Raw genomic sequence first — 19,552 nt, 5'->3', positions numbered from 1 at the left:
AAGCTTGAACCCACATGGCGGCACCGCATTGCGCGGTGCCGCAAGCAAGTCTTACTTGGTTTTGCCAGCCGCTGTTACCCCCTCCGGCAACGCATAGGCAATCAAGGTATCGCCCATCTTGGTTCCCAGCGAGCCGTGACCGCCGGCCATTACCACCACATACTGCTTGCCGGTTTTATCGGACACATAGCTCATCGGCGTGGCCTGGCCGCCGAATGGCAGGCGCGCCTTCCACACCACTTTGCCGTTGCGCACGTCGTAGCCGCGAATGTAATAGTCAAGCGTGCTGCTGAGGAATGCCACGCCGCCGCCGGTGGTGCTCATGCCGCCCAGGCTGGGTACGCCCAGCGGCAGCGGAATCGGCACGGGGGCGCTGTCCATGGTCGTGCCGTTTTTATGCATCCAGACTTTTTTCATGGTGCGCAGGTCGACGGCGGCCACATAGCCCCAAGGCGGCGCCTGGCAGGGGAAACCCAGCGGCGACAAAAACGGCTTGATCTCGACGGCAAACGGCGTGCCGGTCTGCGGCTGCAGGCCCATTTCCGTACCCGTGCCACCCTTGGCCGTGGCTTGCGCGCGCGGCACCAGCTTTTCCAGGAAACCCATGTAGTCGGGGTTCAGCAGCAGCAGCTGGCGGCCCGGATCGACGGCCGCGCCACCCCACTCGAAGATGCCCAGCGGGCCCGGCGAGATGATGGCGCCCTTGATCTTGCCGGACGCCACGGTCTGCGGCGTGAATGGCCCCTCGTAGCGGTGCTGGCGGAAGATGATGCGGCAAGCCAGCTGGTCGAACGGCGTGGTGCCCCACATATCGGTTTCGCTGATGTTTTTCTCGGGCAGGAAGGTCAATGCCGAAAACGGTTGCGTGGGCGAGACGCGGTCGCCGGCCGCCACGTTGCCGGTCGGTACCGGCTTCTCGGGCGCGGGCACCACCAGGCTACCGTCGCGGCGGTCGATCACATAGATGTCGCCGCGCTTGGTGGTGGCGACCACCGAGGGGACCTTGCCTTTCGGCGTGTCGATATCGACCAGGGTCGGCTGGCCGCCGATATCCATGTCCCAGATATCGTGGTGCACGGTCTGGTAGACCCAGCGCACCTTGCCGGTGGCCAGATCGAGCGCGACGATGGCGCTATTGTATTTTTCGCCGTTCACATTGCGGTTGCCGCCCCAAGTATCGGGCGTTTCGTTACCCATCGGGATATACACCATGCCCAGCTTTTCATCGACGCTGGATACGCCCCAGGAATTGGGCGAGTTGTTGGTATAGGTCTGGCCGGCCACAATGGGTTCGGTGGCGTCCGGTTTCGAGGCGTCCCAGTTCCACATCAGCTTGCCGGTGACGGGGTCATAGCCGCGGATCACGCCGGAAGGCTCTTCGGTCGAATCGTTGTCCGTCACGCTGGCGGCCATCACGATCATCTTTTGCGACAGGGCCGGCGGCGAAGTGGGCATCAGGAAGCCGCGCTTTTTCATCGCCATGCCGTGGTACAGGCCGATCACGCCATTCTCGCCAAAGCTCTTGCACGCTTCGCCCGTATCGGCGTTGACGGCGATCAGGGTGGCGTCCATGGTGGGCGCGAAGATGCGGCGCGGGCATTCCATGCCGGCCGCTTCCGGCGCCGGATTATCCTTGGCGCGGCCCGCGTTGACGTCCCAGTACGACACGCCACGGCAGATCATGTGCTGGTAGCTGGCCGCGTCGCGGTTGATCTTCGGGTCGTGGCGCCAGATTTCCTTGCCCGTATCCGGGTCCAGTGCGATAACGATATTGTGCGGCGTGCACAGGTACAGCATGCCGTTCACTTTCAGCGGCGTGACCTCGTTGGCGATTTCCACCGGATCGGTCGGTCCCTTGAAGTCGCCCGTATGGAATACCCACGCTTGCTTCAGCTGCGCGGCGTTGGCCGGCGTGATCTGCGTGGCCGGCGCATAGCGGTCGCCATAGCCGGAACGGCCGTAGGCCGACCAGTCATTCGGCGCCACGCCGGGCGCAAAGTCGCCCTGCGGCGTGGCCGCCATGCTCTCGCCGGACACTTCGCCATGCAGATTATGGTAATCCTGGAACAGCGCGAAGATACCCACGGCCAGGGTCGCCACCACGGCCACCAGCAGGGCGCGCTTGCCCGTGTCCTTGCTGGCAATGCTGCGGTCGGCGCGTTCGAGGCGGCGGCCGACGAAGGGCAGCAGCAGCCAGACGGCGGCGGCGAACCAGATATCGAGGCGCGGCAGCAGCTGCCACCAGTCGAACTTCACCTCGAAAATCGACCAGATCAGGGTGGCGGCCAGCAAGAAGGCCAGGAAGGAGCGCGCCGTGCGGCGGCCCTTGAACACCAGCGCGCCGGCGACGATCATGCCGAGACCGGCCAGGATGTAATACCAGGAGCCGTCCAGGGTCAGCAGCCAGATGCCGCCGCCCGCCAGTACCAGCCCCAATAATATAAAGACAATGCCGGTCACCAGCAGCAGTGGTCCGGGCCGCGCAGTAGCAGAGCCAGAGGGAGTCATGATGATCCTGGTCAAGAATGGAGAGGAATATCCATACTATCCCGATAATGATTTGGTCGTCAGAAGTCTGCCTGCTCGTGTGCGCGCCCTATCCTTCGCGGCCATCGACCCGTGGCCGCCACAGGTAGGGCGCATAGGTCACGGCATACAAGATGAAAGCCACTGACCAGCACACACCCGCCGCCAGCAGCGCCGGCATGGCCAGCGAGGCCGGCCCCACGGCCGCCAGCAAACGCGCCACGGCGCCCAGCTGCACCAGCCAGTACATGGCCGCCTCCCTGGCGCCCGCCTTCAGCGGCCGGCCCGTGTGGCCCAGGGTGGTGCGCGTCATCATGCCGATGATCAGCCCGGCCATCGAGCCCACCGCCAGCGCATGGAAGGCCGCGCTGGCCGGCAGCCAGTGCAGGCTGGCCGCCGCCAGCAGCGCAAAGCCGATGCCTATCCAGGCATACGACAGATGCAGTATCCACAGCAGCGGCACGCGCAGGGTGCGCTGCGGCTGCCAGGCCAGCAGATTGGCCAGCGACATGGCGCCGGCCGCCAGGCACAACGGCGCCGTCAACAGACCCGGCGCACCGGCCAGCCAGCTGACGCCGGCCAGCGCCATCAAGCCCACGGCGACCAAGGCCCGCCTTGGGCTGGCCACCGGCGTGCTGCCAGGCGCGCCATTGCGGGTAAACATGGGGATCACGCGCGCACCGATCACCGATTCGATCAGCACGATAATAAAAATCGCCGCCTGCACGGGAATAAAATACGACAGCGCCAGCAGGCCCATCGCTGCCGCGTGATACAGGCCGTTGGCGAGCGTCAGCAGCGCCAGCAGGCCGACCAGGAACAGGTTGCGGTGATTGCCCGAGCGATGCAGCACCTGGAACAAGGGCCAGGCCGACAAGGGCAGGAACAGCATGTCGATGGTGGCCGCCACCGCCGCCGGCGCCACCAGCATCGCCACCCTGCCCGCCAGCCAGACCGCCGCCAGCGCCATCAGGTGCCAGCCGTGCGGTGTCGGCAGCCCGGTCCAGTTGCGCCCGGCCGTGAACAAAAACCCCACCACCACCGCCACCGCAAAGCCGAACACCATCTCATGCATATGCCAGCCCATGCTGACCTGCAGCGTCGCGGTGGTCACGCCCAGGTAACTGGCCAGCCACAGCGGAATGCTGACGGCCGCAAACAGTGCGGCCAGCAGGTAAAACGGGCGAAAACCGAGTTGCCAGACGGGGTGGCCCGGCTGCCAGGGCAAGGCGCTTCGGGCGGGCAAGGGACGGGATGGTTCGCTGATGGTATTGAGGGCCATGATGGACTCGCTCTTAAAGATATATTCAATATGCTACTTTAAACCGGCAATCTCCGCCATCAGCAAAAATGACTATGGCTATAATCTTTCATCCACCACCATTGCCACCACCATGCCGCAGATCGCCTTCGAATCGCCAAACCAGCCCGAGATCATCGCCCTGATCGCCGACCTGGACGCCTACCAGTTGACCCTGTATCCGCCCGAATCCGTGTATGCGCTGGACTTGCAGGCACTATTGCAGCCGCATGTGAAATTCGCCGTGGCGCGCGATGCGGACCAGGCCATCGTCGGCTGCGCGGCCGTGGTATTGAATCCCGAATATGGTGAAATCAAGCGCATGTATGTGAAACCGGCAGTGCGCGGACTGGGCGCCGCAAAGAAACTGATGGCGCTGCTGGAACAGGCGGCGCGCAAGGCGGCCTGCCCGTTGATGACGCTGGAGACGGGACCGTTGCAGCCCGAGGCGATTGCCTTGTATGAGCGCCAGGGGTTTGAGCGCTGCGGGCCGTTTGGCGATTATCGCGACGATCCGCTCAGCGTGTTCATGCAAAAACGGCTGGTGTAGCGCTTCTTTGCGTCAACGCCCCTTCAATTCGGCATGCGATGCTGCTTATGGCACGCCTTGCTGGCCTTGCCGATCGTAGGCATCGACGGCAACGGGGACGGCGCCTATCACCACCGCCCCGGCGGCAGGCAAGCCAATCAGGACGGCGCTCAATACCTCCTGCCGCGATGCGCCATGCGATTTGGCTGACAGCACATGAAATGGAATACCGGAGGTATTGCCGGTGGCGGCCAGCACGGCGATATAGGCCAGCTCTTCGGTCTTTTTATCGAGGGCGCTGGCGACATCGAGTGATTGGGCCACTTGCATCCACGCCGCGGCATGCGCCGGCGCTTCTTGCATAAAGCATGCAAATGCTGGTGAAACGCTCATGATGCATCCTTTCTGTCTTTTTCAAATATCGGTTTCATTATTTCTCGCGGACGCAATGCATAGGCGAGTGCGCCAACGCACAAACCCGTCACAACTGCCGCCAGTGTCGTTCTTATCGCTGCGTCATTAAAAAAGAGCAGGAACGGAACCAGTGCTCCGGCCATGCAAACTATCCACCATCGAAGCGATTCAAATCTTTGCAGCAAAAAATATAGCGGCAAGCCGATCATGACAATACCGAAAAATGACATTGGTACGCCCAGGATAACGCCGAATAACAAGCCTATGCCTAGGTCACTCAGCATGCCGGCGTCCGAGCTGCCCATTCCGGCGATGGTCATGACGGGGATGCTGGCCAAGGGAGCGATCAATATTGAACGCCATGGCATTGCATATTTGGCTGACCCTACAAGCATTTCCGTCTCCTGGTTTGCGAAAGCTGATTTTTCAATCATATCGGACTGGTAGCAGAAGCATGCGGCATGCGGCATGCGGCACTTTTAAATAATCACTGGCAAAAAAATACCTGACAACCATTTTCATGGCCTTCATTTCCAAAAAGGATTGTCGCTTGATTTGAAATGTCCAAACAGCGATTCATAAGGCCAGCCATCATCGGCAACGACGTTGCAATCGCTGGCGTGCACGCAATCATGGAGCAGCCTGACCGGGTCGGCAATGGCCGGAAGGGAAAAAGCCGCCACGATCCGCTGCGTGGCGGCCGGAACTTCCTCGTTATCGGGGCCGTCCCGCTCAAGCAACCCGGCGGTCCTGCGCATCTCTTCCAGATTGCCGCCGCCTGAAAATTTGAGCAGATCATGCCAGCCAGGGATCGCCATCATCACGGCAAGCAGCTCGGCAAGATTGGACGCAATGCGGCCGGCCTGGCCTTCGGAGCTGACATACAGAACGGGGCGACGTTCGATCTCGCCGTCGCCATAAGCGAGAAAAACGCCACCGCTGCTGTCACCGGCAACCGCTGAAAACGCCTGTTGCGGCGCCAGTTTGATCCAGGCGTAGTCGCGGGCAGCGCGGCCCAGATCGAAGTCGAAGTGCAAGGCCAGATCGTGCATGGCGGACTGGGATTTTTTTATATCGGCGAGTATCGTCATGGGATGAAGAAAACAATCAATGCGGCAAACAGGCCAAGACCAACTCCCAGTGAAAAAGCATGGGCAACCGGGCCTCTGGACCACGGCAGATAATGCCACACACCGCCACCAGCAAAGGCGAAACTGATGAGCAAAACGCCAAATAGCAAGCGGGTATTCATCAGGAAGGTAAGGAAATAAAACGACATAGCCGCCGAACTGCAAAGCGTGGCAATCACAAGAATATATAAAATATTTTTGAAATCATATGTCATTTTTTCTGCCTCATAAATGACAGTATCAGAAGATTACCCATCTGCCAACCCGGCACCACTCACTTCGACGAACTCAGATATGCCCGCAATCCATGCGTCAATACCAGAGGAAACACGCTGGCGTGATCCTCGTCATCAAACACGCTCAGGCGGGTCTTGAGACTGGCGAATTTGTGCGATTTCAATTTGGCGTCGAATTCGCGCAGATCCTCCACCATGTCGGCATCCTCTTCGGAACGCGAACGCTTTTTCCCCGGCGCCAGCCGTTCCATGCCGCCGATGCCGAAAAATACCGAGGCCGGCAAATCCTTGTGCGCCCTGGCATAGGCGCGCTCCCGGTCGAACATGATGCCGGCGTCGTACCACAGCGACGGGCTGCCGAGTATGTAATGATTGAAGGTGCGCGGCTCGGTCAACAGCATTTGCAAGCCCAGCAGGCTGCCGTAGGAATGGCCGATAAACACCTTGCGCTCCATATTGACGCGGTAGGTGGCGGCAATCATGGGCAACACTTCAGCGGACAGGAACTGCCCGTACGCCGCCGCTTCGCCAAACAACGCCTTGCGTCCCGGCATGTCCGAGCGATAGGTATGGTTGCGCGGCACCGTCGGCGTGTAATCGCGGCGGCGGCTGAATACGCCGTCATCGCCCTTCGCATACGACAGGCCGACCACCACCACTTCTTCCATCCCGGCATGCCTGGCCAGGCGCTGGGCGATATTGCGCACCACGGGAAACGCATAATTGGCGTCGACGACAAACAAGACCGGATAGCGCTTCTTGCTGTCGCGGTAGGAGTCGGGCAATGCCACGTAGACCTGGTAATCACGGTTCAATGCCGTGGCATGGATATCGCGCACCTCGGTTTGGTCGAGAACATATGGTGGCGTGCCGGAAGCGGCCAGCGGGGCGCTGACCGTAGCGCACAGTGCCATGAACAGAATAATGGGCTTCAACATAGACTTGTTTCCTCGACTGAATGACAACGGCAGACATGACGGCATGTGACATGCGTCACACCACAATCATGCGACATCTGTCACACGTCGTCAAGCATTTTGCGCCGGCGTCGAAGCCGGCAGCCTCACCTCCCCTGTCGATGCTCGACCGCATACACGGCCGCCTGCACCCTGCTGTTCAGGTTCAGCTTTTTCAGCACGTTCTGCACATGGATCTTGACCGTGCTCTCCGCCAGGTCCAGGGTGCGGGCGATGCCCTTGTTGCTTTCGCCACGCGACAGGCAGTCGATGATTTCCTTTTCGCGCGGGGTCAGCTTGTCCAGTTCCGATGCCGGTTCCTCGCGCCGCGTGCCGGCCTGCAGCTGGGCCACCAGCTTGCCCGTCATCGCCTCGGCGATCACCACTTCGCCGGCGGCGGCGCGGCGGATCGCGCGCACTAGGTAGTCGGCGTCGATATTCTTGATCAGGTAGCCGCAGGCGCCCGCGCGCAGCGCCGTGGCCAGGTCGTCGGCGTCTTCCGAGACGGTCAGCATGACGATGGCGGTGTCGGGACAGTCGTGCTGCATCAGCTGCAGCGCCTCCACGCCCGACATGCCGGCCATGTTCAGGTCCAGCAGCACCACGTCGGGTTGCAACTGGATGGCGCGCTTGATGCCTTCGACGCCGTCGGCCGCCTCGCCCACCACGGAAAATTCGTCGTGGCGCTGCAGCAGCGAGCGTATGCCGCTGCGAAACAGGGCATGGTCGTCGACCAGCATGACGGTAATCGGTTTGTCGGGAATGTCCATGATGATCCTTTGTATGTGCTCATGCGGCCCGGCGCTGTTCGCGCGGCAGGTGCAATTCGATGGTGGTGCCGCATCCCGGCGAGGCATGCACGTCAAAGGTGGCGGCTATACGCTCCGCCCGTTCGCGCATGATGTGCAGGCCGACATGGCTTTCGCCTTTTTCCAGCACGGCGGCGGCGTCGAAACCGACGCCATTGTCGCTGACGGTCAGCGTGAAATCCTGGTCATCGGCCAGCCGCACTTCGACATGGCTGGCCTGGGCGTGCTTGCGGATATTCGACAGCGCTTCCTGCACGATGAATAGTAACTGCAATTGCTGCTCGCGCGGGAACGGCGCGCCATCGACGTCGGCCAGCAGTTCGGCGGCGATGCCGGTCTGGCGGCGGAATTTGTCGAGCGCGGCGCGCAGGGAGCCGATCAGGTCGTCCTCCATCAGGCGGCTGCGGAAATTCAGCAGCAGCTCGCGCACGTCATCATAGCTTTCCTTGATGCCCGCCTGCAACGCCGGCACGATGTCTTCCACCTGGTCGTAGCGGGCCTTGCGCACCGAGTCGTCCAGCATCTGCACCTGCAGGTTCAAAAAATTCAGGCTTTGCGCGATGCTGTCGTGCAGGCCCTGGGCCACCAGGTTGCGCTCTTCCGACACCGCCATCTCGCGTTCGCGCGCGGCCAGGCGCAGGTTTTCCAGCGCGATGCCCAGCAGCTGGCCCAGGGTTTCGAGCAGCGCCAGCTCGCGTTCGGAAAACACGCGCGCATGGCGGAAATGCAGGTTGAAAAAGCCCATGTGCTGTTCATGCGCGTGGATCTGGAACACGGACACGGTGGCAAAACCTTCGCGGTGGCATTTCAGTTCGTGCGCGCGGTCGATGCGGCGCATGTCGTGGATCCTGGCGACGTTTTCCCGCACGGCCGTGCCGCACAGGCAGTCGCCCACTTTCAGGCAGTGCTCGGACGCCACCAGTTCCTCCGACAAGCCCGTATGCACCACCATGTGCAGGTTGCCCCGTTCCGCGTCCAGCACGCGCACGGTGGAGCCGTCCGCCTCGAAGTACGACACGATGCGCTCCATGAAGCCGCCGCACAGCGCTTCGAGCGGCTGCGGACGCTGCAAAAAGGCGGCGCTTTCGTACAGCAAGGCCAGTTCGCGGTTGCGGTATTCCAGGGTGGCGGTCTTGCTGCGCACGCCCTCTTCCAGGTTGCCGTACAGGGCCTGCAAACGGTCGGCCATCTGGTTGAAACCGCTGGCCAGCTGGCCGAATTCGTCATTGCTGTCGACCGCCAGGCGCACGCTGAAGTCGCGCTCCTTCATGCGCTGCATGCCCAGCCGCAGCCGCGTCACCGGTTCGATAATCAGCATGAACATCAAATAGATCATGCTGACCGTGCCGATGATCGCCATGCCCACCAAAATCAGCTGCGAGCCGCGCAGCCAGAAGGTGCGCTGCTCGCTGTCACGCTCGATCAGGCGCACCAACTGGTCGACTTGGCCGGCGAAGCCCTGCGCTTCCTGCTCGAACTGGCGCGCCTGGGCGGCGGAACTTACCGCCAGCGCGGCCGGGCGCAGTCCGCGCTGCCAGGCCTGGACGATGCGCTCGAATTCGGTCTTGATGGCGGCGGACGGCGGCAGGAACAAGGGGCGCTGCGGATCGCCGCGGCCGATCTTGGCCAGCATGTCGTCGACCAGCAGCACTTGCGGCTGCACGCCGGAGCGGCTCTCGCCGCCTACCAGCAGGGTCAAACGGTAGGTCTGCATGCGCAGCCGGCCCGTTTCATTGATGGCGGCCGAACTGCCTTCGAGCTGCCACGACAGGAACAGGGTACAGGCGATGGCCGTCAACGCCAGCGCCAGCATGCCCAGCAAGGCGCCGACGATCTTGGTCGAGAGTTTTTGCCAGGAGGAGATCATTTGGTTGAGGCTCATGCTGTTCCTAGTCTATGCCGCGCCCTTCACCCACCCGTTTGCGCCATGAAACGGATGATCTTGTCCGGCTGCGTATTGAAATCATGCTGCTGCGGCTTCAGTTCGATGGCCTCGCGGATGGCCGCTTCCAGTTCCGCGTCGCTGGCCCCGCCGCGCAGCATGGGGCCGAACGCAAATTTTTCTTCCTGGCCCAGGCACAGGTACAAGGTGCCGTCGACGGACAGGCGCACGCGGTTGCAGGTCGCGCAAAAATGCTGCGACATCGGCGTGATAAAGCCGATGCTGGCCTGCCCGTCCGCTGTCGACAGGTAGCGCGCGGGCCCGCCACCGAGTTCTTGCGCCTGCGGCACCAGGCCGAATTTTTGCGTCAGGCGCTCGCGCACGGCACCGAGCGGCATGTACTGCGCATTGCGCCCCGTGCTGCCCATCGGCATCGCCTCGATCAGGCGCAGCATGAAGTGCTGCTCGATGCAAAAGGCCGCCATCGCCTCGATCTGGTCGTCATTGACGCCGCGCATGGCCACCATATTGATCTTGATCGGATCGAAACCGGCCGCCTTGCCCGCCATCAGGCCGTCGAGTATGGTCTGCAGGCTGTCGCGGCCAGTAATCGTCTGCATGCAGGCGCGGTCCAGCGAATCCAGGCTGACATTGATGCGACTCACCCCCGCCGCGCGCAGCGCCACCGCATGGCGGCCCAGCTGGGTGGCGTTGGTCGACAGCGACAGATCCAGCAGGCCGGGCAGCGCGGACAAGCGCCCTGCCAGCTCCGGCAGCTTGCGCCGCAACAGCGGCTCGCCGCCCGTCAGACGCACCCGGCGCGTACCGAGGCGCACGAACACGCCCAGCAGGCGCTCGATCTCGTCGAACGTGAGCCAGTCCTTCGGTTCTTCGAAACCGCGAAAGCCCTTGGGCATGCAATAACTGCAGCGCAAGTCGCAGCGGTCGGTCACCGACAAGCGTATATAGTCGATGGACCTGCCAAATCGATCAAGCAACATCACGCGCTCCGTTTCATCATCTGATTGTAAAGCCTGGGGCAGCGCCTGGCTGTACACCAGACGAGCCACCATCCTAGTCACTTTGGCCTATTGCACCAGCGGGCTGTCCGTGCCTTCGAGCTCCACGCCGCCGATCTCGGCGCGCCCCACCAGCAGATGCAGGTACTGGTGCACGGCGCGCTGCCAGGCCGCGCGCGACAGCCGGTCGGCGATCTGCGCCTGCACCGCCTCGTACGCGATCGCCCTGCCTTCGATGCGGCGCAGCACCTGCACGATGTGGTAGCCGAAGCGCGTTTCCAGCAGGCGCCCGGCCAGCTCGCCTTCGTCCAGCAGGAATACCAGCGCATCGAACTCCGGCACGCTCTGGCCCGGCGACAGCTGGCCCAGGTTGCCACCCACGGCGCCCGAGGGGCAGTTCGAATACTGGCCCGCCAGCTCCGTGAAACGCTCCGGCGCGGCCTTCAAGGCGTCGAGCACGGCCTGCGCCGTGGTGCGCAGCAGGTCCAGCGGCGCTTCCGGCGTGACCTGGAACAGGATATGGCGCGCTTCCACCAATGCGCCGCTGCGGAACAGCTGAGGGCGCTGCGCGTAAAACGTGCGGCAGGCGGCATCGTCGGCGACCGGCACTTTGACTTCCTGCGCAAACAGCGCTTCGACCAGGTCGTCATCGCTGGCAGCCGACAGGCCCAGGCGGCGCGCCTCGTCGAGCAGCAGCCGGCGCAACACCAGTTCCTGCACCGCCTGTTTCAGGGGATTGCCGGCGCCCTGGTGATGCGCCAGCTCCTGTTCCACTTCCGTGTCGTCGATATCGACGCCATTGACCGAGATACCCATGATGTTCTCCTCTTTCGATTACGATTAGCGCCGGCGTACCAGCTGCCAGGTGCGGCCCAGATAGGCCAAGGCGCCAAAGCCGCTCCATACATGCACCAGGCGGGTGAACGGGAAGATGACGAACAGCGACATGCCCATGAACAGGTGCAGCTTGAAGATCCACGGCGCGTCGGCGATAAAACCGGCGGCGTCGCCACGGAAAGTGACCACGTGCTGGGCCCAGGTCATCAGCAGCACCATCATGTGGCCGTCCATGTGCGAGGCCGAGACAAAGATCGACGACAGTCCCAGCAACAGGGTCAGCAAGATCCACAGCAGTACCAGCTTGTCCTTGAAGGTGGTGCGGGCGGCCACGCGGTCATTGCCGAAGCGGCGCGCCAGCAGCATCAGGATGCCGACCAGGCACAAGGTGCCCATCACGCCGCCGGCCACCATGGCCACCGTCTGCTTGACACCGTGGGTGACACCCAGCGCATCCCACACCCATACGGGGGTCAGCAGGCCGGCCGCATGGCCGAAGAACAGGCCGAGTATGCCGACGTGGAACAGCGGGCTGCCCAGGCGCAGCATGCCCGTATTGAGCACCTGGCTCGATTCCGATTTCCAGGTGTACTGCTCGCGGTCGAAACGCACCAGGCTGCCGAGCAGGAAGATCGCCAGCGCGATATAGGGATAAATCCCGAACACAAATTGATGCAGGTAGTTCATGACGCTCTCCTTCAGTGATGCGGTGCTGCCGCCTTGGGATAGAAATTGACCGGGTGCGTCCCAGCCAGGCCACCGGGCTTGAGCAGCGGCTCGATGCCGTCCGCGCCGGGTCCGAAGGTTTCCAGCGCTTCGTCCATGTCGCGGATCGGCGGCTCGCTCAGTTCCTCGGCCTGGACCGGCGTCAGTGTCTGCAGCAGGTCGAACACGCAGGCGTAGCTGCTGCCATTGGCGCGCAGCTTGCGGCCGATATAGGCCAGCACGTGGATGGCGTCGCCCAGCAGGCGCTCGGCTTCCGGCGGCTCCTGCTGCGACAAAAACTCCAGGAACAGCGGCACATAGTCGGGCAAGTCGTCGCCCACCATCTGCAGGCCATGGCGGCTGTATTCGGCCAGCAGGTCGACCATGGCCTGGCCCCGGTCGCGCGATTCGCCGTGAATATGCTCGAACAGGTGCAGCGACTGCGACGGATTGCGGTCGAAGGTCATCACATATTGCTGCTGCAGGTCGATCAGGGCGGTGGCCTGCAAGTGCGCCAGCAGCGGCTGCAAGGTCGCATGCCAGGCTGGCAGGGTCTCGACCAGCAGCCCATTCAAGGCGGGCAGCTCCTGCTGCAGTTCCGGCTCCGGGTACAGCAGCAAGGCCGACAGCACCTGGTAACCCTGCATGGTATTCAGATGATCAGACATCGAGGCTCTCCTTTTTTTTGCGTGACTTCGGCATCGCCATGAAAATCTCCGAACCGTGCTTGCGCTTGCCGAACAGGCTGGCGTCGCTGGTGCCGTCCGAGCAGCCATTGCCAAAAGTGAAGCCACAGCTGCCCTTGTCGTTGAAGCTGTCCTCGGCCATTTCCTTGTGGCTGCTGGGGATCACGAAACGGTCTTCGTAATTGGCGATCGCCATGATGTGGTACATGTCTTCCACGGTGGCCGCGTCCAGGCCCACCTGCTCCAGCACCGCCAGGTCGGGCGTCGGCGCCACATGCTTGCTGCGCATGTAGGCGCGCATGGCCAGCATGCGGTCCAGGGCGCGGATCACCGGCGGCTGGTCGCCGGCCGTCAGCAGGTTGGCCAGGTATTGCACCGGGATGCGCAGGCTCGACGTGTCCGGCAGGATGCCGTTCTTGCCCAGCTTGCCCGATTCGGCGGCGGCCTGGATCGGCGACAGCGGCGGGATATACCACACCATCGGCAAGGTGCGGTATTCCGGGTGCAGCGGGAAGGCCACCTTCCACTCGACCGCCATCTTGTAGACAGGCGAACGCTTGGCCGATTCCAGCCAAGAATCGGGAATGCCCTGGCGGCGCGCCTCGTCGATCACGGCCGGGTCGTGCGGGTCGAGGAAGAGATTCAGTTGCGACGGATACAGGTCGCGCGGGTCGGCCACCGAAGCGGCCGCCTCGATCCTGTCGGCGTCGTACAGCAGCACGCCCAGGTAGCGGATGCGACCGACGCAGGTTTCCGAGCACACGGTGGGCTGGCCCGCTTCGATGCGCGGGAAGCAAAAGGTGCATTTTTCAGCCTTGCCGGACGACCAGTTGTAGTAAATCTTCTTGTACGGGCAACCGGAGATGCACATGCGCCAGCCGCGGCACTTGTCCTGGTCGATCAGCACGATGCCGTCGTCCTCGCGCTTGTAGACCGAGCCCGATGGGCAGGATGCGACGCATGTCGGGTTGAGGCAATGCTCGCACAGGCGCGGCAGATACATCATGAAGGTGTTTTCAAAAGTACCGTACATCTCCTTCTGCATATTGTCGAACAGCGCATCCTGGCTGCGCTGGGCAAATTCGCCGCCCAGGTCATCCTCCCAATTCGGCCCCCACTCGATCTTGTCCATCTTCTTGCCGGTCAACACCGAGATAGGCCGCGCCGTCGGCGGCGTTTCGCTCAAAGGCGCATTCTGCAACCGCTCGTAGTCAAACGTGAACGGCTCGTAGTACTCGTCGATCTGCGGCAGGTTCGGGTTGGCGAAGATATTGGCCAGGATTTTCAGGCGACTGCCCTGGCGCGGCTCGATCTTGCCGGCCGCGGTACGGCGCCAGCCGCCATTCCATTTCTCCTGGTTTTCCCACTGTTTCGGATAGCCGATGCCGGGCTTGGTTTCCACGTTGTTGAACCACGCGTATTCCACGCCGTCGCGGCTGGTCCATACGTTCTTGCAGGTCACCGAGCAAGTATGGCAGCCGATGCACTTGTCCAGGTTCAGCACCATGCCGATTTGCGCTCTGATTTTCATGCCATGCTCCCTTGTTCTTCTTTCAACGAGCCTTCGAGCCAGTCGATCTTGTTCATCTTGCGGACCAACACGAATTCATCGCGGTTCGAGCCCACCGTGCCGTAGTAATTGAAGCCCCACGACAGCTGCGCGTAGCCGCCTATCATGTGGGTCGGCTTGGTGACGGCGCGCGTCACCGAGTTGTGGATGCCGCCCCGCTTGCCCGACTGTTCCGAACCCGGCACATTGATGATCTTTTCCTGTGCGTGGTACATCATCGTCATGCCTTCCGGTACGCGCTGGCTGACGACGGCGCGGGCCGTCAGGGTGCCGTTCACGTTGAACACTTCGATCCAGTCGTTGTCGACGATGCCGGCGTTCTTCGCGTCGATCTCGGACAGCCACACGTGCGGGCCGCCGCGCGACAGGGTCAGCATGCGCAGATTGTCCGAATAGGTCGAATGGATGCCCCATTTCTGGTGCGGCGTAATGAAGTTCAGCGCCAGTTCCTTGTTGCCGTTCGGGCTCGCGCCCAGCATCTGCGTGGTGGTCTTGGTGTTGATCGCCGGCTTGTACACGCACAGTCCCTCGCCAAAATCGCGCATCCAGCGGTGATCCTGGTAAAACTGCTGGCGGCCGGTCAGCGTGCGCCACGGGATCAGTTCATGCACATTGGTATAGCAGGCGTTATAGCTGACTTCTTCCGATTCCAGGCCCGACCAGGTCGGCGACGAGATGATCTTGCGCGGCTGCGCCTGCACGTCGCGGAAACGGATCGTGTCGTGCTCGCGCGGCAGCGCCAGGTGGGTATGGTCGCGCCCCGTGATTTTGGACAGCGCGGCCCAGGCCTTGACGGCCACGTGGCCATTGGTTTCCGGCGCCAGCGACAAAATCATCTCGGCCGCATCGATGGCCGTGTCCAGCCTTGGCTGGCCATGCGCCACACCCTCGGCCAGCACGGTGCGGTTGATGCCGCGCAGGACCTCGACCTCATGGCCGGTCTTCCAGCTGATACCCTTGCCGCCATTGCCGATATTTTCCAGCAGCGGGCCGATCGAAGTGAATTTCTGGTAAATCTTGGTGTAATCGCGCTCGATGACGGTAAAGTTGGGCATGGTCTTGCCGGGGATAGGCTCGCACTCGCCGGCGCGCCAGTCTTTCGGATCGAACGGCTGGCCCAACTCGCCGGGCGTGTCGTGCATCAGCGGCGTCAGGACGATATCCTGCTGGGTGCCCAGGTATGCCCCGCCGATTTCCTCGAATTTCCTGGCGATCCCCTTGTAGATATCCCAGTCCGACTTCGATTGCCACAGCGGCTGCACGGCTTCCGACAGCGGGTGGATAAACGGATGCATGTCCGACGTGTTCAGGTCGTCCTTTTCATACCAGGTGGCGGTCGGCAGCACGATGTCGCCATACAGGCAGGTGGTCGACATGCGGAAGTCCAGCACCACCAGCAGATCGAGCTTGCCTTCGGCGGCCGGGCGCACCTTCACGTCGCGCGGCTTGATGCAGTTGTTCTCGTCGCTCATCAGGGCGTTCTGCGTGCCCAGCAAATACTTCAGGAAGTACTCGTGGCCCTTGCCCGAGCTGCCCAGGATATTCGAGCGCCAGACAAACATATTGCGCGGGAAGTTGGCCGGATTGTCCGGATCGTCGCAGGAAAATTCGAGCTGCTTGTCCTTGATCTGGGCCACCGCATAATCGACCGGATTGACACCGGCGGCTTGCGCGGCGCGCGTCACGTCCAGCGGATTGGTCTGCAGCTGCGGCGCGGAAGGCAGCCAGCCCATGCGCTCGGCCTTGGCGTTGTAGTCCAGCAAGGTCATCGGCGCCACGTCGGGGCCGGCCGTGGGCGAGGCGATTTCCTCGGTATGCAGCTTTTCATGGCGCCACTGGCTGGTGTGCGCATAGAAGAACGAGGTGCCGTTCATCTGGCGCATCGGGCGGTTCCAGTCCTGGGCGAAGGCCAGCGGCGTCCATCCCGTTTGCGGACGCAGTTTTTCCTGGCCCACGTAATGGGCCCAACCGCCTCCGGACTGGCCCACGCAGCCGCACATCATCAGCATGTTGATGATGCCGCGATAGGTCATGTCCATGTGGTACCAGTGATTCAGGGCCGCGCCGACGATGACCATGCTCTTGCCGCGCGTCTGGTCGGCGTTCTCGGCAAACTGGCGCGCCACGGTAATCACGTCCGCCGCTTTCACGCCAGTATGCTTGACCTGCCAGGCTGGCGTATAAGGCACATCGTCGTCATAGCCGGTGGCGACATTGCCGCCGCCCAGGCCACGGTCGACGCCATAATTGGCCAGGGTCAGGTCGAATACGGTGGCCACCAGCACGCTCGTGCCATCGGCCAGTTGCAGTCGTTTGGCCGGGACATGGCGCATCAGCATGTCGCTGCTGTCCTTGCCGCCAAAGTAAGGAAAACCGACCGCGACCACTTCATCGCTCTTGCCCAGCAGGGACAGCTGCGGATCGACCGGTGCGTTATTGCCGCCCTCTTTCATCTCCAGGTTCCACTTGCCCGCTTCGCCCCAGCGAAAACCGATGGAGCCGGCCGGCGCCACGATGCGGCCGGACGCTTCGTCGATGACCAGCGTTTTCCAGTCCGGGTTGTTGGTTTCGTCGAGGTTATTGGCCAGGTGCGAGGCGCGCAGGAAGTATTCGGGCGCCAGGATGCCGTTCTGTTCTTTCAGCAGCACCAGCATCGGGAAATCCGTGTACTGCTTGGCGTACTGCTTGAAGTAGGCCGATTGATGATGTTTATGGTATTCGTTGAGGATCACATGGCCCATGGCCATGGCCAGCGCGGCGTCGGTGCCCTGCTTCGGTGCCAGCCAGATATCGCCGAACTTGGCCATTTCACCGAAGTCGGACGACACGGCGACGGTTTTCGTGCCCTTGTAGCGCACTTCCGTATAAAAATGGGCGTCGGGCGTGCGCGTCATCGGCACGTTCGAGCCCCACACCATCAAAAAGGTCGAGTTGTACCAGTCGGCCGATTCCGGCACGTCGGTCTGTTCGCCCCACACTTGCGGGCTGGCCGGCGGCAAATCGCAGTACCAGTCGTAAAAGCTCAGCGCCACGCCGCCGATCAGGGACAGGTAGCGCGTGCCGGCCGCATAGCTGACCATCGACATGGCGGGAATCGGTGAAAACCCCACGATGCGGTCCGGGCCATACTTCTTGATCGTCAGCGCATTGGCGGCCGCGATCATCTCGTTCGATTCGTCCCAGGTGGCGCGCACGAAGCCGCCCAGGCCGCGGATAGCCTTGTACTGCTGCGAGCGTACCGGGTCCTGGCTGATGTAGTCCCAGGCGGTGACCGGGTCCATGGTCTTGCGCGCTTCGCGCCACATTTCCATCAACCGGCCGCGCACCATCGGATATTTCACGCGCTGGGCCGAATACACATACCAGGAATAGCTGGCGCCGCGCGGGCAGCCGCGCGGCTCGTGGTTGGGCAGGTCCGGGCGGGTGCGCGGATAGTCGGTCTGCTGGGTTTCCCAGGTGATCAAGCCATTCTTGACATACACCTTCCAGCTGCACGAACCGGTGCAATTGACGCCGTGCGTCGAACGCACGATCTTGTCGTGCTGCCAGCGCTGGCGGTAGGCGTTTTCCCAGGTGCGGTCTTCGTCGACCACGGTGCCATGGCCGTTCGAAAACGGTTCGGCGCTCTTGTTGAAAAATTTAAGACGGTCCAGAAAGTGACTCATGCTACCTCCACACATGCGCCGCAGGGCGGCGCCGGGTCTAAGAAACGCTGCAAGCTGAATGGCTCAAGCGTCGATGTAATGAGTCTAGCGAGCGGGTACCGTGAGCGGTATTGGCAGGAAGTCGGTTTTCGGCACCAGGAATGCATAGGGGCATAGGCACTAATGCCTATGGGCCGAAAACGCCCGCTGCGGTATACCTGTCAGCCTTGACCGTACATACAGGAGTGAGCACCATGAGCATTACCGATTACGCCAGCCTCGTCGCCAGCGCAAGCGAGCAGGAACAGCCGCAGCGACTGCTGTTTACCTTTGCCCGCGCCGAAGCGGAACCGGGCGGCCAGGGCAAATCGCTTACGCCGGTGCTGTGCGCCGACAAGCTGCCCGATGAATTGAAAAGTTTTGAAGCTTTATTGGAGGAGTCAAAACAGATGCCCGCGCACTGGGACGTGGTCTTCGTGGCCGGGCTGGCCGGCAGCGGTGGCCAGCCGCCGGCGTCGCAAGAATGCGAAGCACCGCTGCGGGCGATGGTCAAGGCGATCGAGGAAGGCAGGATCGATAATCTGCTGGCGTTTGATCGCAGCGGGGAGTTATTGCGCTTCAGCTGAATCGGGCCACGGCCGCTGATGCAGATGGCGCGCCCGTTCAATCGGACACACCAGCGGCAAAAACTGCTGCTGGCGCGCCGAATACGCCATCAGCGCGCCGCTGTCGATATCGAAATACCAGCCGTGCAGCTTCAAGGCGCCCTGCTCCACACGCCGTTTCAGCCAGGGGTAGGTCAGCAGATTGTCGAGCGACTGCAGGATGCTGGCCAGCTCGCAGGCATGGCGCTGTTCGTGCGGCGGGCGGTGGCCCAGGTCGCGCCGCACGCGCTGCGCCACCGGTTCGGCGATGCGCATCCACTGGCCGACGAAGTCGGTTTCCTGCCCTTCCGACCTTGGCTGGGGTTCGAGCAGCGCGCGGATGCCGCCGCAGCGCGCGTGGCCCAGCACGATCACCCGCGCCACTTCCAGCTTGCAGACGGCGAACTCGATGCCCGAGCTGACGCCTGGCGGCGCGTCCGGCGTACACGGCGGCACCAGGTTGGCGATATTGCGGATCACGAACATGTCGCCCGGGTCGCTGCCCGTCAGCAGCATCGGATCGACGCGAGAATCGCAGCAGCCGATCAGCAGGGTCGACGGCCGCTGGCCGTCGCGCAGGCTGTCATATAAAGTCTGCGGCTCGCTGAAGTACTGCTGCTGGAACAGGCTGAAGCCGTTGACGAATTTTTCCAGTTCTTCCATCA

18 protein-coding genes are annotated in these 19,552 nt (G+C 62.4%); 2 read left to right on the top strand and 16 right to left on the bottom strand.

The genetic code is table 11. From position 1 onward, the window contains the following. Positions 1 to 51: 51 nt before the first annotated feature. On the bottom strand, positions 52 to 2,508 hold the full coding sequence (locus Q8L25_RS19385) for a membrane-bound PQQ-dependent dehydrogenase, glucose/quinate/shikimate family (RefSeq protein ID WP_308920931.1): 2,457 nt from the start codon (positions 2,506 to 2,508) through the stop codon (positions 52 to 54). 88 nt (positions 2,509 to 2,596) lie between these two features. Beyond that, positions 2,597 to 3,808, bottom strand: coding sequence for an NnrS family protein (locus tag Q8L25_RS19380; protein WP_308920930.1), 1,212 nt, complete (start codon positions 3,806 to 3,808; stop codon positions 2,597 to 2,599). Between the two features lie 112 nt (positions 3,809 to 3,920). Between Q8L25_RS19380 and Q8L25_RS19375 the strand changes: the two genes are divergently transcribed. Beyond that, positions 3,921 to 4,376, top strand: coding sequence for a GNAT family N-acetyltransferase (locus tag Q8L25_RS19375; protein ID WP_308920929.1), 456 nt, complete (start codon positions 3,921 to 3,923; stop codon positions 4,374 to 4,376). A 45-nt stretch (positions 4,377 to 4,421) separates the two neighbouring features. Here the strand turns inward: Q8L25_RS19375 and Q8L25_RS19370 are convergent, their stop codons facing one another. From Q8L25_RS19370 to Q8L25_RS19310, 13 genes are all read right to left on the bottom strand, one after another. Next, a complete protein-coding gene (locus tag Q8L25_RS19370) occupies positions 4,422 to 4,748 on the bottom strand; it encodes a carboxymuconolactone decarboxylase family protein (protein WP_308920928.1) in 327 nt (108 codons plus the stop codon). Continuing rightward, entirely contained in the window at positions 4,745 to 5,239 is a 495-nt protein-coding gene (locus tag Q8L25_RS19365; RefSeq protein WP_308920927.1) for a hypothetical protein, read from the bottom strand. The genes Q8L25_RS19370 and Q8L25_RS19365 overlap by 4 nt, the downstream gene beginning before the upstream one ends. A 57-nt stretch (positions 5,240 to 5,296) precedes the next feature. Continuing rightward, positions 5,297 to 5,860, bottom strand: a complete 564-nt coding sequence (locus tag Q8L25_RS19360) for a hypothetical protein (protein WP_308920926.1) — start codon at positions 5,858 to 5,860, stop codon at positions 5,297 to 5,299. After that, positions 5,857 to 6,114 (bottom strand): hypothetical protein, encoded by a 258-nt coding sequence (locus tag Q8L25_RS19355; RefSeq protein WP_308920925.1) that lies wholly within the window; start codon positions 6,112 to 6,114, stop codon positions 5,857 to 5,859. The genes Q8L25_RS19360 and Q8L25_RS19355 overlap by 4 nt, the downstream gene beginning before the upstream one ends. A gap of 59 nt (positions 6,115 to 6,173) precedes the next feature. Next, the gene (locus Q8L25_RS19350) at positions 6,174 to 7,073 is read right to left on the bottom strand and encodes an alpha/beta hydrolase-fold protein (RefSeq protein WP_308920924.1); all 900 of its coding nucleotides are present in this window, start codon (positions 7,071 to 7,073) and stop codon (positions 6,174 to 6,176) included. Positions 7,074 to 7,198: 125 nt separating this feature from the next. Beyond that, positions 7,199 to 7,861, bottom strand: coding sequence for a response regulator (locus Q8L25_RS19345; protein ID WP_308920923.1), 663 nt, complete (start codon positions 7,859 to 7,861; stop codon positions 7,199 to 7,201). A 19-nt stretch (positions 7,862 to 7,880) separates the two neighbouring features. Then, on the bottom strand, positions 7,881 to 9,782 hold the full coding sequence (locus Q8L25_RS19340; RefSeq protein WP_308920922.1) for a type IV pili methyl-accepting chemotaxis transducer N-terminal domain-containing protein: 1,902 nt from the start codon (positions 9,780 to 9,782) through the stop codon (positions 7,881 to 7,883). 26 nt (positions 9,783 to 9,808) lie between these two features. Further along, entirely contained in the window at positions 9,809 to 10,783 is a 975-nt protein-coding gene (gene moaA / locus Q8L25_RS19335; protein ID WP_308920921.1) for a GTP 3',8-cyclase MoaA, read from the bottom strand. Positions 10,784 to 10,870: 87 nt separating this feature from the next. Next, a complete protein-coding gene (locus Q8L25_RS19330) occupies positions 10,871 to 11,617 on the bottom strand; it encodes a peptidylprolyl isomerase (RefSeq protein ID WP_308920920.1) in 747 nt (248 codons plus the stop codon). 24 nt (positions 11,618 to 11,641) lie between these two features. Next, positions 11,642 to 12,325: a respiratory nitrate reductase subunit gamma gene (narI, locus tag Q8L25_RS19325; protein ID WP_308920919.1), complete on the bottom strand. Its 684-nt coding sequence runs from the start codon at positions 12,323 to 12,325 to the stop codon at positions 11,642 to 11,644. An 11-nt stretch (positions 12,326 to 12,336) separates the two neighbouring features. Next, positions 12,337 to 13,011: a nitrate reductase molybdenum cofactor assembly chaperone gene (gene narJ / locus Q8L25_RS19320; RefSeq protein WP_308920918.1), complete on the bottom strand. Its 675-nt coding sequence runs from the start codon at positions 13,009 to 13,011 to the stop codon at positions 12,337 to 12,339. Continuing rightward, positions 13,004 to 14,560, bottom strand: a complete 1,557-nt coding sequence (gene narH / locus Q8L25_RS19315) for a nitrate reductase subunit beta (protein WP_308920917.1) — start codon at positions 14,558 to 14,560, stop codon at positions 13,004 to 13,006. Before narH ends, narJ begins: the two co-directional genes overlap by 8 nt. Continuing rightward, positions 14,557 to 18,264: a nitrate reductase subunit alpha gene (locus tag Q8L25_RS19310; RefSeq protein ID WP_308920916.1), complete on the bottom strand. Its 3,708-nt coding sequence runs from the start codon at positions 18,262 to 18,264 to the stop codon at positions 14,557 to 14,559. The genes narH and Q8L25_RS19310 overlap by 4 nt, the downstream gene beginning before the upstream one ends. 233 nt (positions 18,265 to 18,497) lie before the next feature. Here Q8L25_RS19310 and Q8L25_RS19305 point away from each other — a divergent pair, with 233 nt between their 5' ends. After that, entirely contained in the window at positions 18,498 to 18,869 is a 372-nt protein-coding gene (locus Q8L25_RS19305; RefSeq protein WP_308920915.1) for a ribonucleotide reductase subunit alpha, read from the top strand. Here the strand turns inward: Q8L25_RS19305 and Q8L25_RS19300 are convergent. Continuing rightward, positions 18,852 to 19,550 carry a carbonic anhydrase gene (locus tag Q8L25_RS19300; RefSeq protein WP_308925762.1) on the bottom strand — a complete coding sequence of 233 codons (699 nt, stop codon included), beginning with the start codon at positions 19,548 to 19,550 and terminating at the stop codon, positions 18,852 to 18,854. The two genes, Q8L25_RS19305 and Q8L25_RS19300, sit on opposite strands and share 18 nt — an antisense overlap. Between the last annotated feature and the right edge of the window lie 2 nt (positions 19,551 to 19,552).

Origin of the sequence: Janthinobacterium sp. J1-1, from assembly GCF_030944405.1 — a bacterium.
In the GTDB taxonomy this organism is placed as follows: Bacteria; Pseudomonadota; Gammaproteobacteria; order Burkholderiales; family Burkholderiaceae_D; genus Janthinobacterium.
This window is presented reverse-complemented; position numbering and strand designations above follow the sequence as displayed.

Excerpts from the sequence above, each read along its gene's own strand:
- Q8L25_RS19385 (WP_308920931.1), bottom strand. The coding sequence starts at position 2,508 with ATGACTCCCTCTGGCTCTGCTACTGCGCGGCCCGGACCACTGCTGCTG.
- Q8L25_RS19380 (WP_308920930.1), bottom strand. The coding sequence starts at position 3,808 with ATGGCCCTCAATACCATCAGCGAACCATCCCGTCCCTTGCCCGCCCGA.
- Q8L25_RS19375 (WP_308920929.1), top strand. The coding sequence starts at position 3,921 with ATGCCGCAGATCGCCTTCGAATCGCCAAACCAGCCCGAGATCATCGCC.
- Q8L25_RS19370 (WP_308920928.1), bottom strand. The coding sequence starts at position 4,748 with ATGAGCGTTTCACCAGCATTTGCATGCTTTATGCAAGAAGCGCCGGCG.
- Q8L25_RS19365 (WP_308920927.1), bottom strand. The coding sequence starts at position 5,239 with ATGCCGCATGCCGCATGCTTCTGCTACCAGTCCGATATGATTGAAAAA.
- Q8L25_RS19360 (WP_308920926.1), bottom strand. The coding sequence starts at position 5,860 with ATGACGATACTCGCCGATATAAAAAAATCCCAGTCCGCCATGCACGAT.
- Q8L25_RS19355 (WP_308920925.1), bottom strand. The coding sequence starts at position 6,114 with ATGACATATGATTTCAAAAATATTTTATATATTCTTGTGATTGCCACG.
- Q8L25_RS19350 (WP_308920924.1), bottom strand. The coding sequence starts at position 7,073 with ATGTTGAAGCCCATTATTCTGTTCATGGCACTGTGCGCTACGGTCAGC.
- Q8L25_RS19345 (WP_308920923.1), bottom strand. The coding sequence starts at position 7,861 with ATGGACATTCCCGACAAACCGATTACCGTCATGCTGGTCGACGACCAT.
- Q8L25_RS19340 (WP_308920922.1), bottom strand. The coding sequence starts at position 9,782 with ATGAGCCTCAACCAAATGATCTCCTCCTGGCAAAAACTCTCGACCAAG.
- moaA (WP_308920921.1), bottom strand. The coding sequence starts at position 10,783 with ATGTTGCTTGATCGATTTGGCAGGTCCATCGACTATATACGCTTGTCG.
- Q8L25_RS19330 (WP_308920920.1), bottom strand. The coding sequence starts at position 11,617 with ATGGGTATCTCGGTCAATGGCGTCGATATCGACGACACGGAAGTGGAA.
- narI (WP_308920919.1), bottom strand. The coding sequence starts at position 12,325 with ATGAACTACCTGCATCAATTTGTGTTCGGGATTTATCCCTATATCGCG.
- narJ (WP_308920918.1), bottom strand. The coding sequence starts at position 13,011 with ATGTCTGATCATCTGAATACCATGCAGGGTTACCAGGTGCTGTCGGCC.
- narH (WP_308920917.1), bottom strand. The coding sequence starts at position 14,560 with ATGAAAATCAGAGCGCAAATCGGCATGGTGCTGAACCTGGACAAGTGC.
- Q8L25_RS19310 (WP_308920916.1), bottom strand. The coding sequence starts at position 18,264 with ATGAGTCACTTTCTGGACCGTCTTAAATTTTTCAACAAGAGCGCCGAA.
- Q8L25_RS19305 (WP_308920915.1), top strand. The coding sequence starts at position 18,498 with ATGAGCATTACCGATTACGCCAGCCTCGTCGCCAGCGCAAGCGAGCAG.
- Q8L25_RS19300 (WP_308925762.1), bottom strand. The coding sequence starts at position 19,550 with ATGGAAGAACTGGAAAAATTCGTCAACGGCTTCAGCCTGTTCCAGCAG.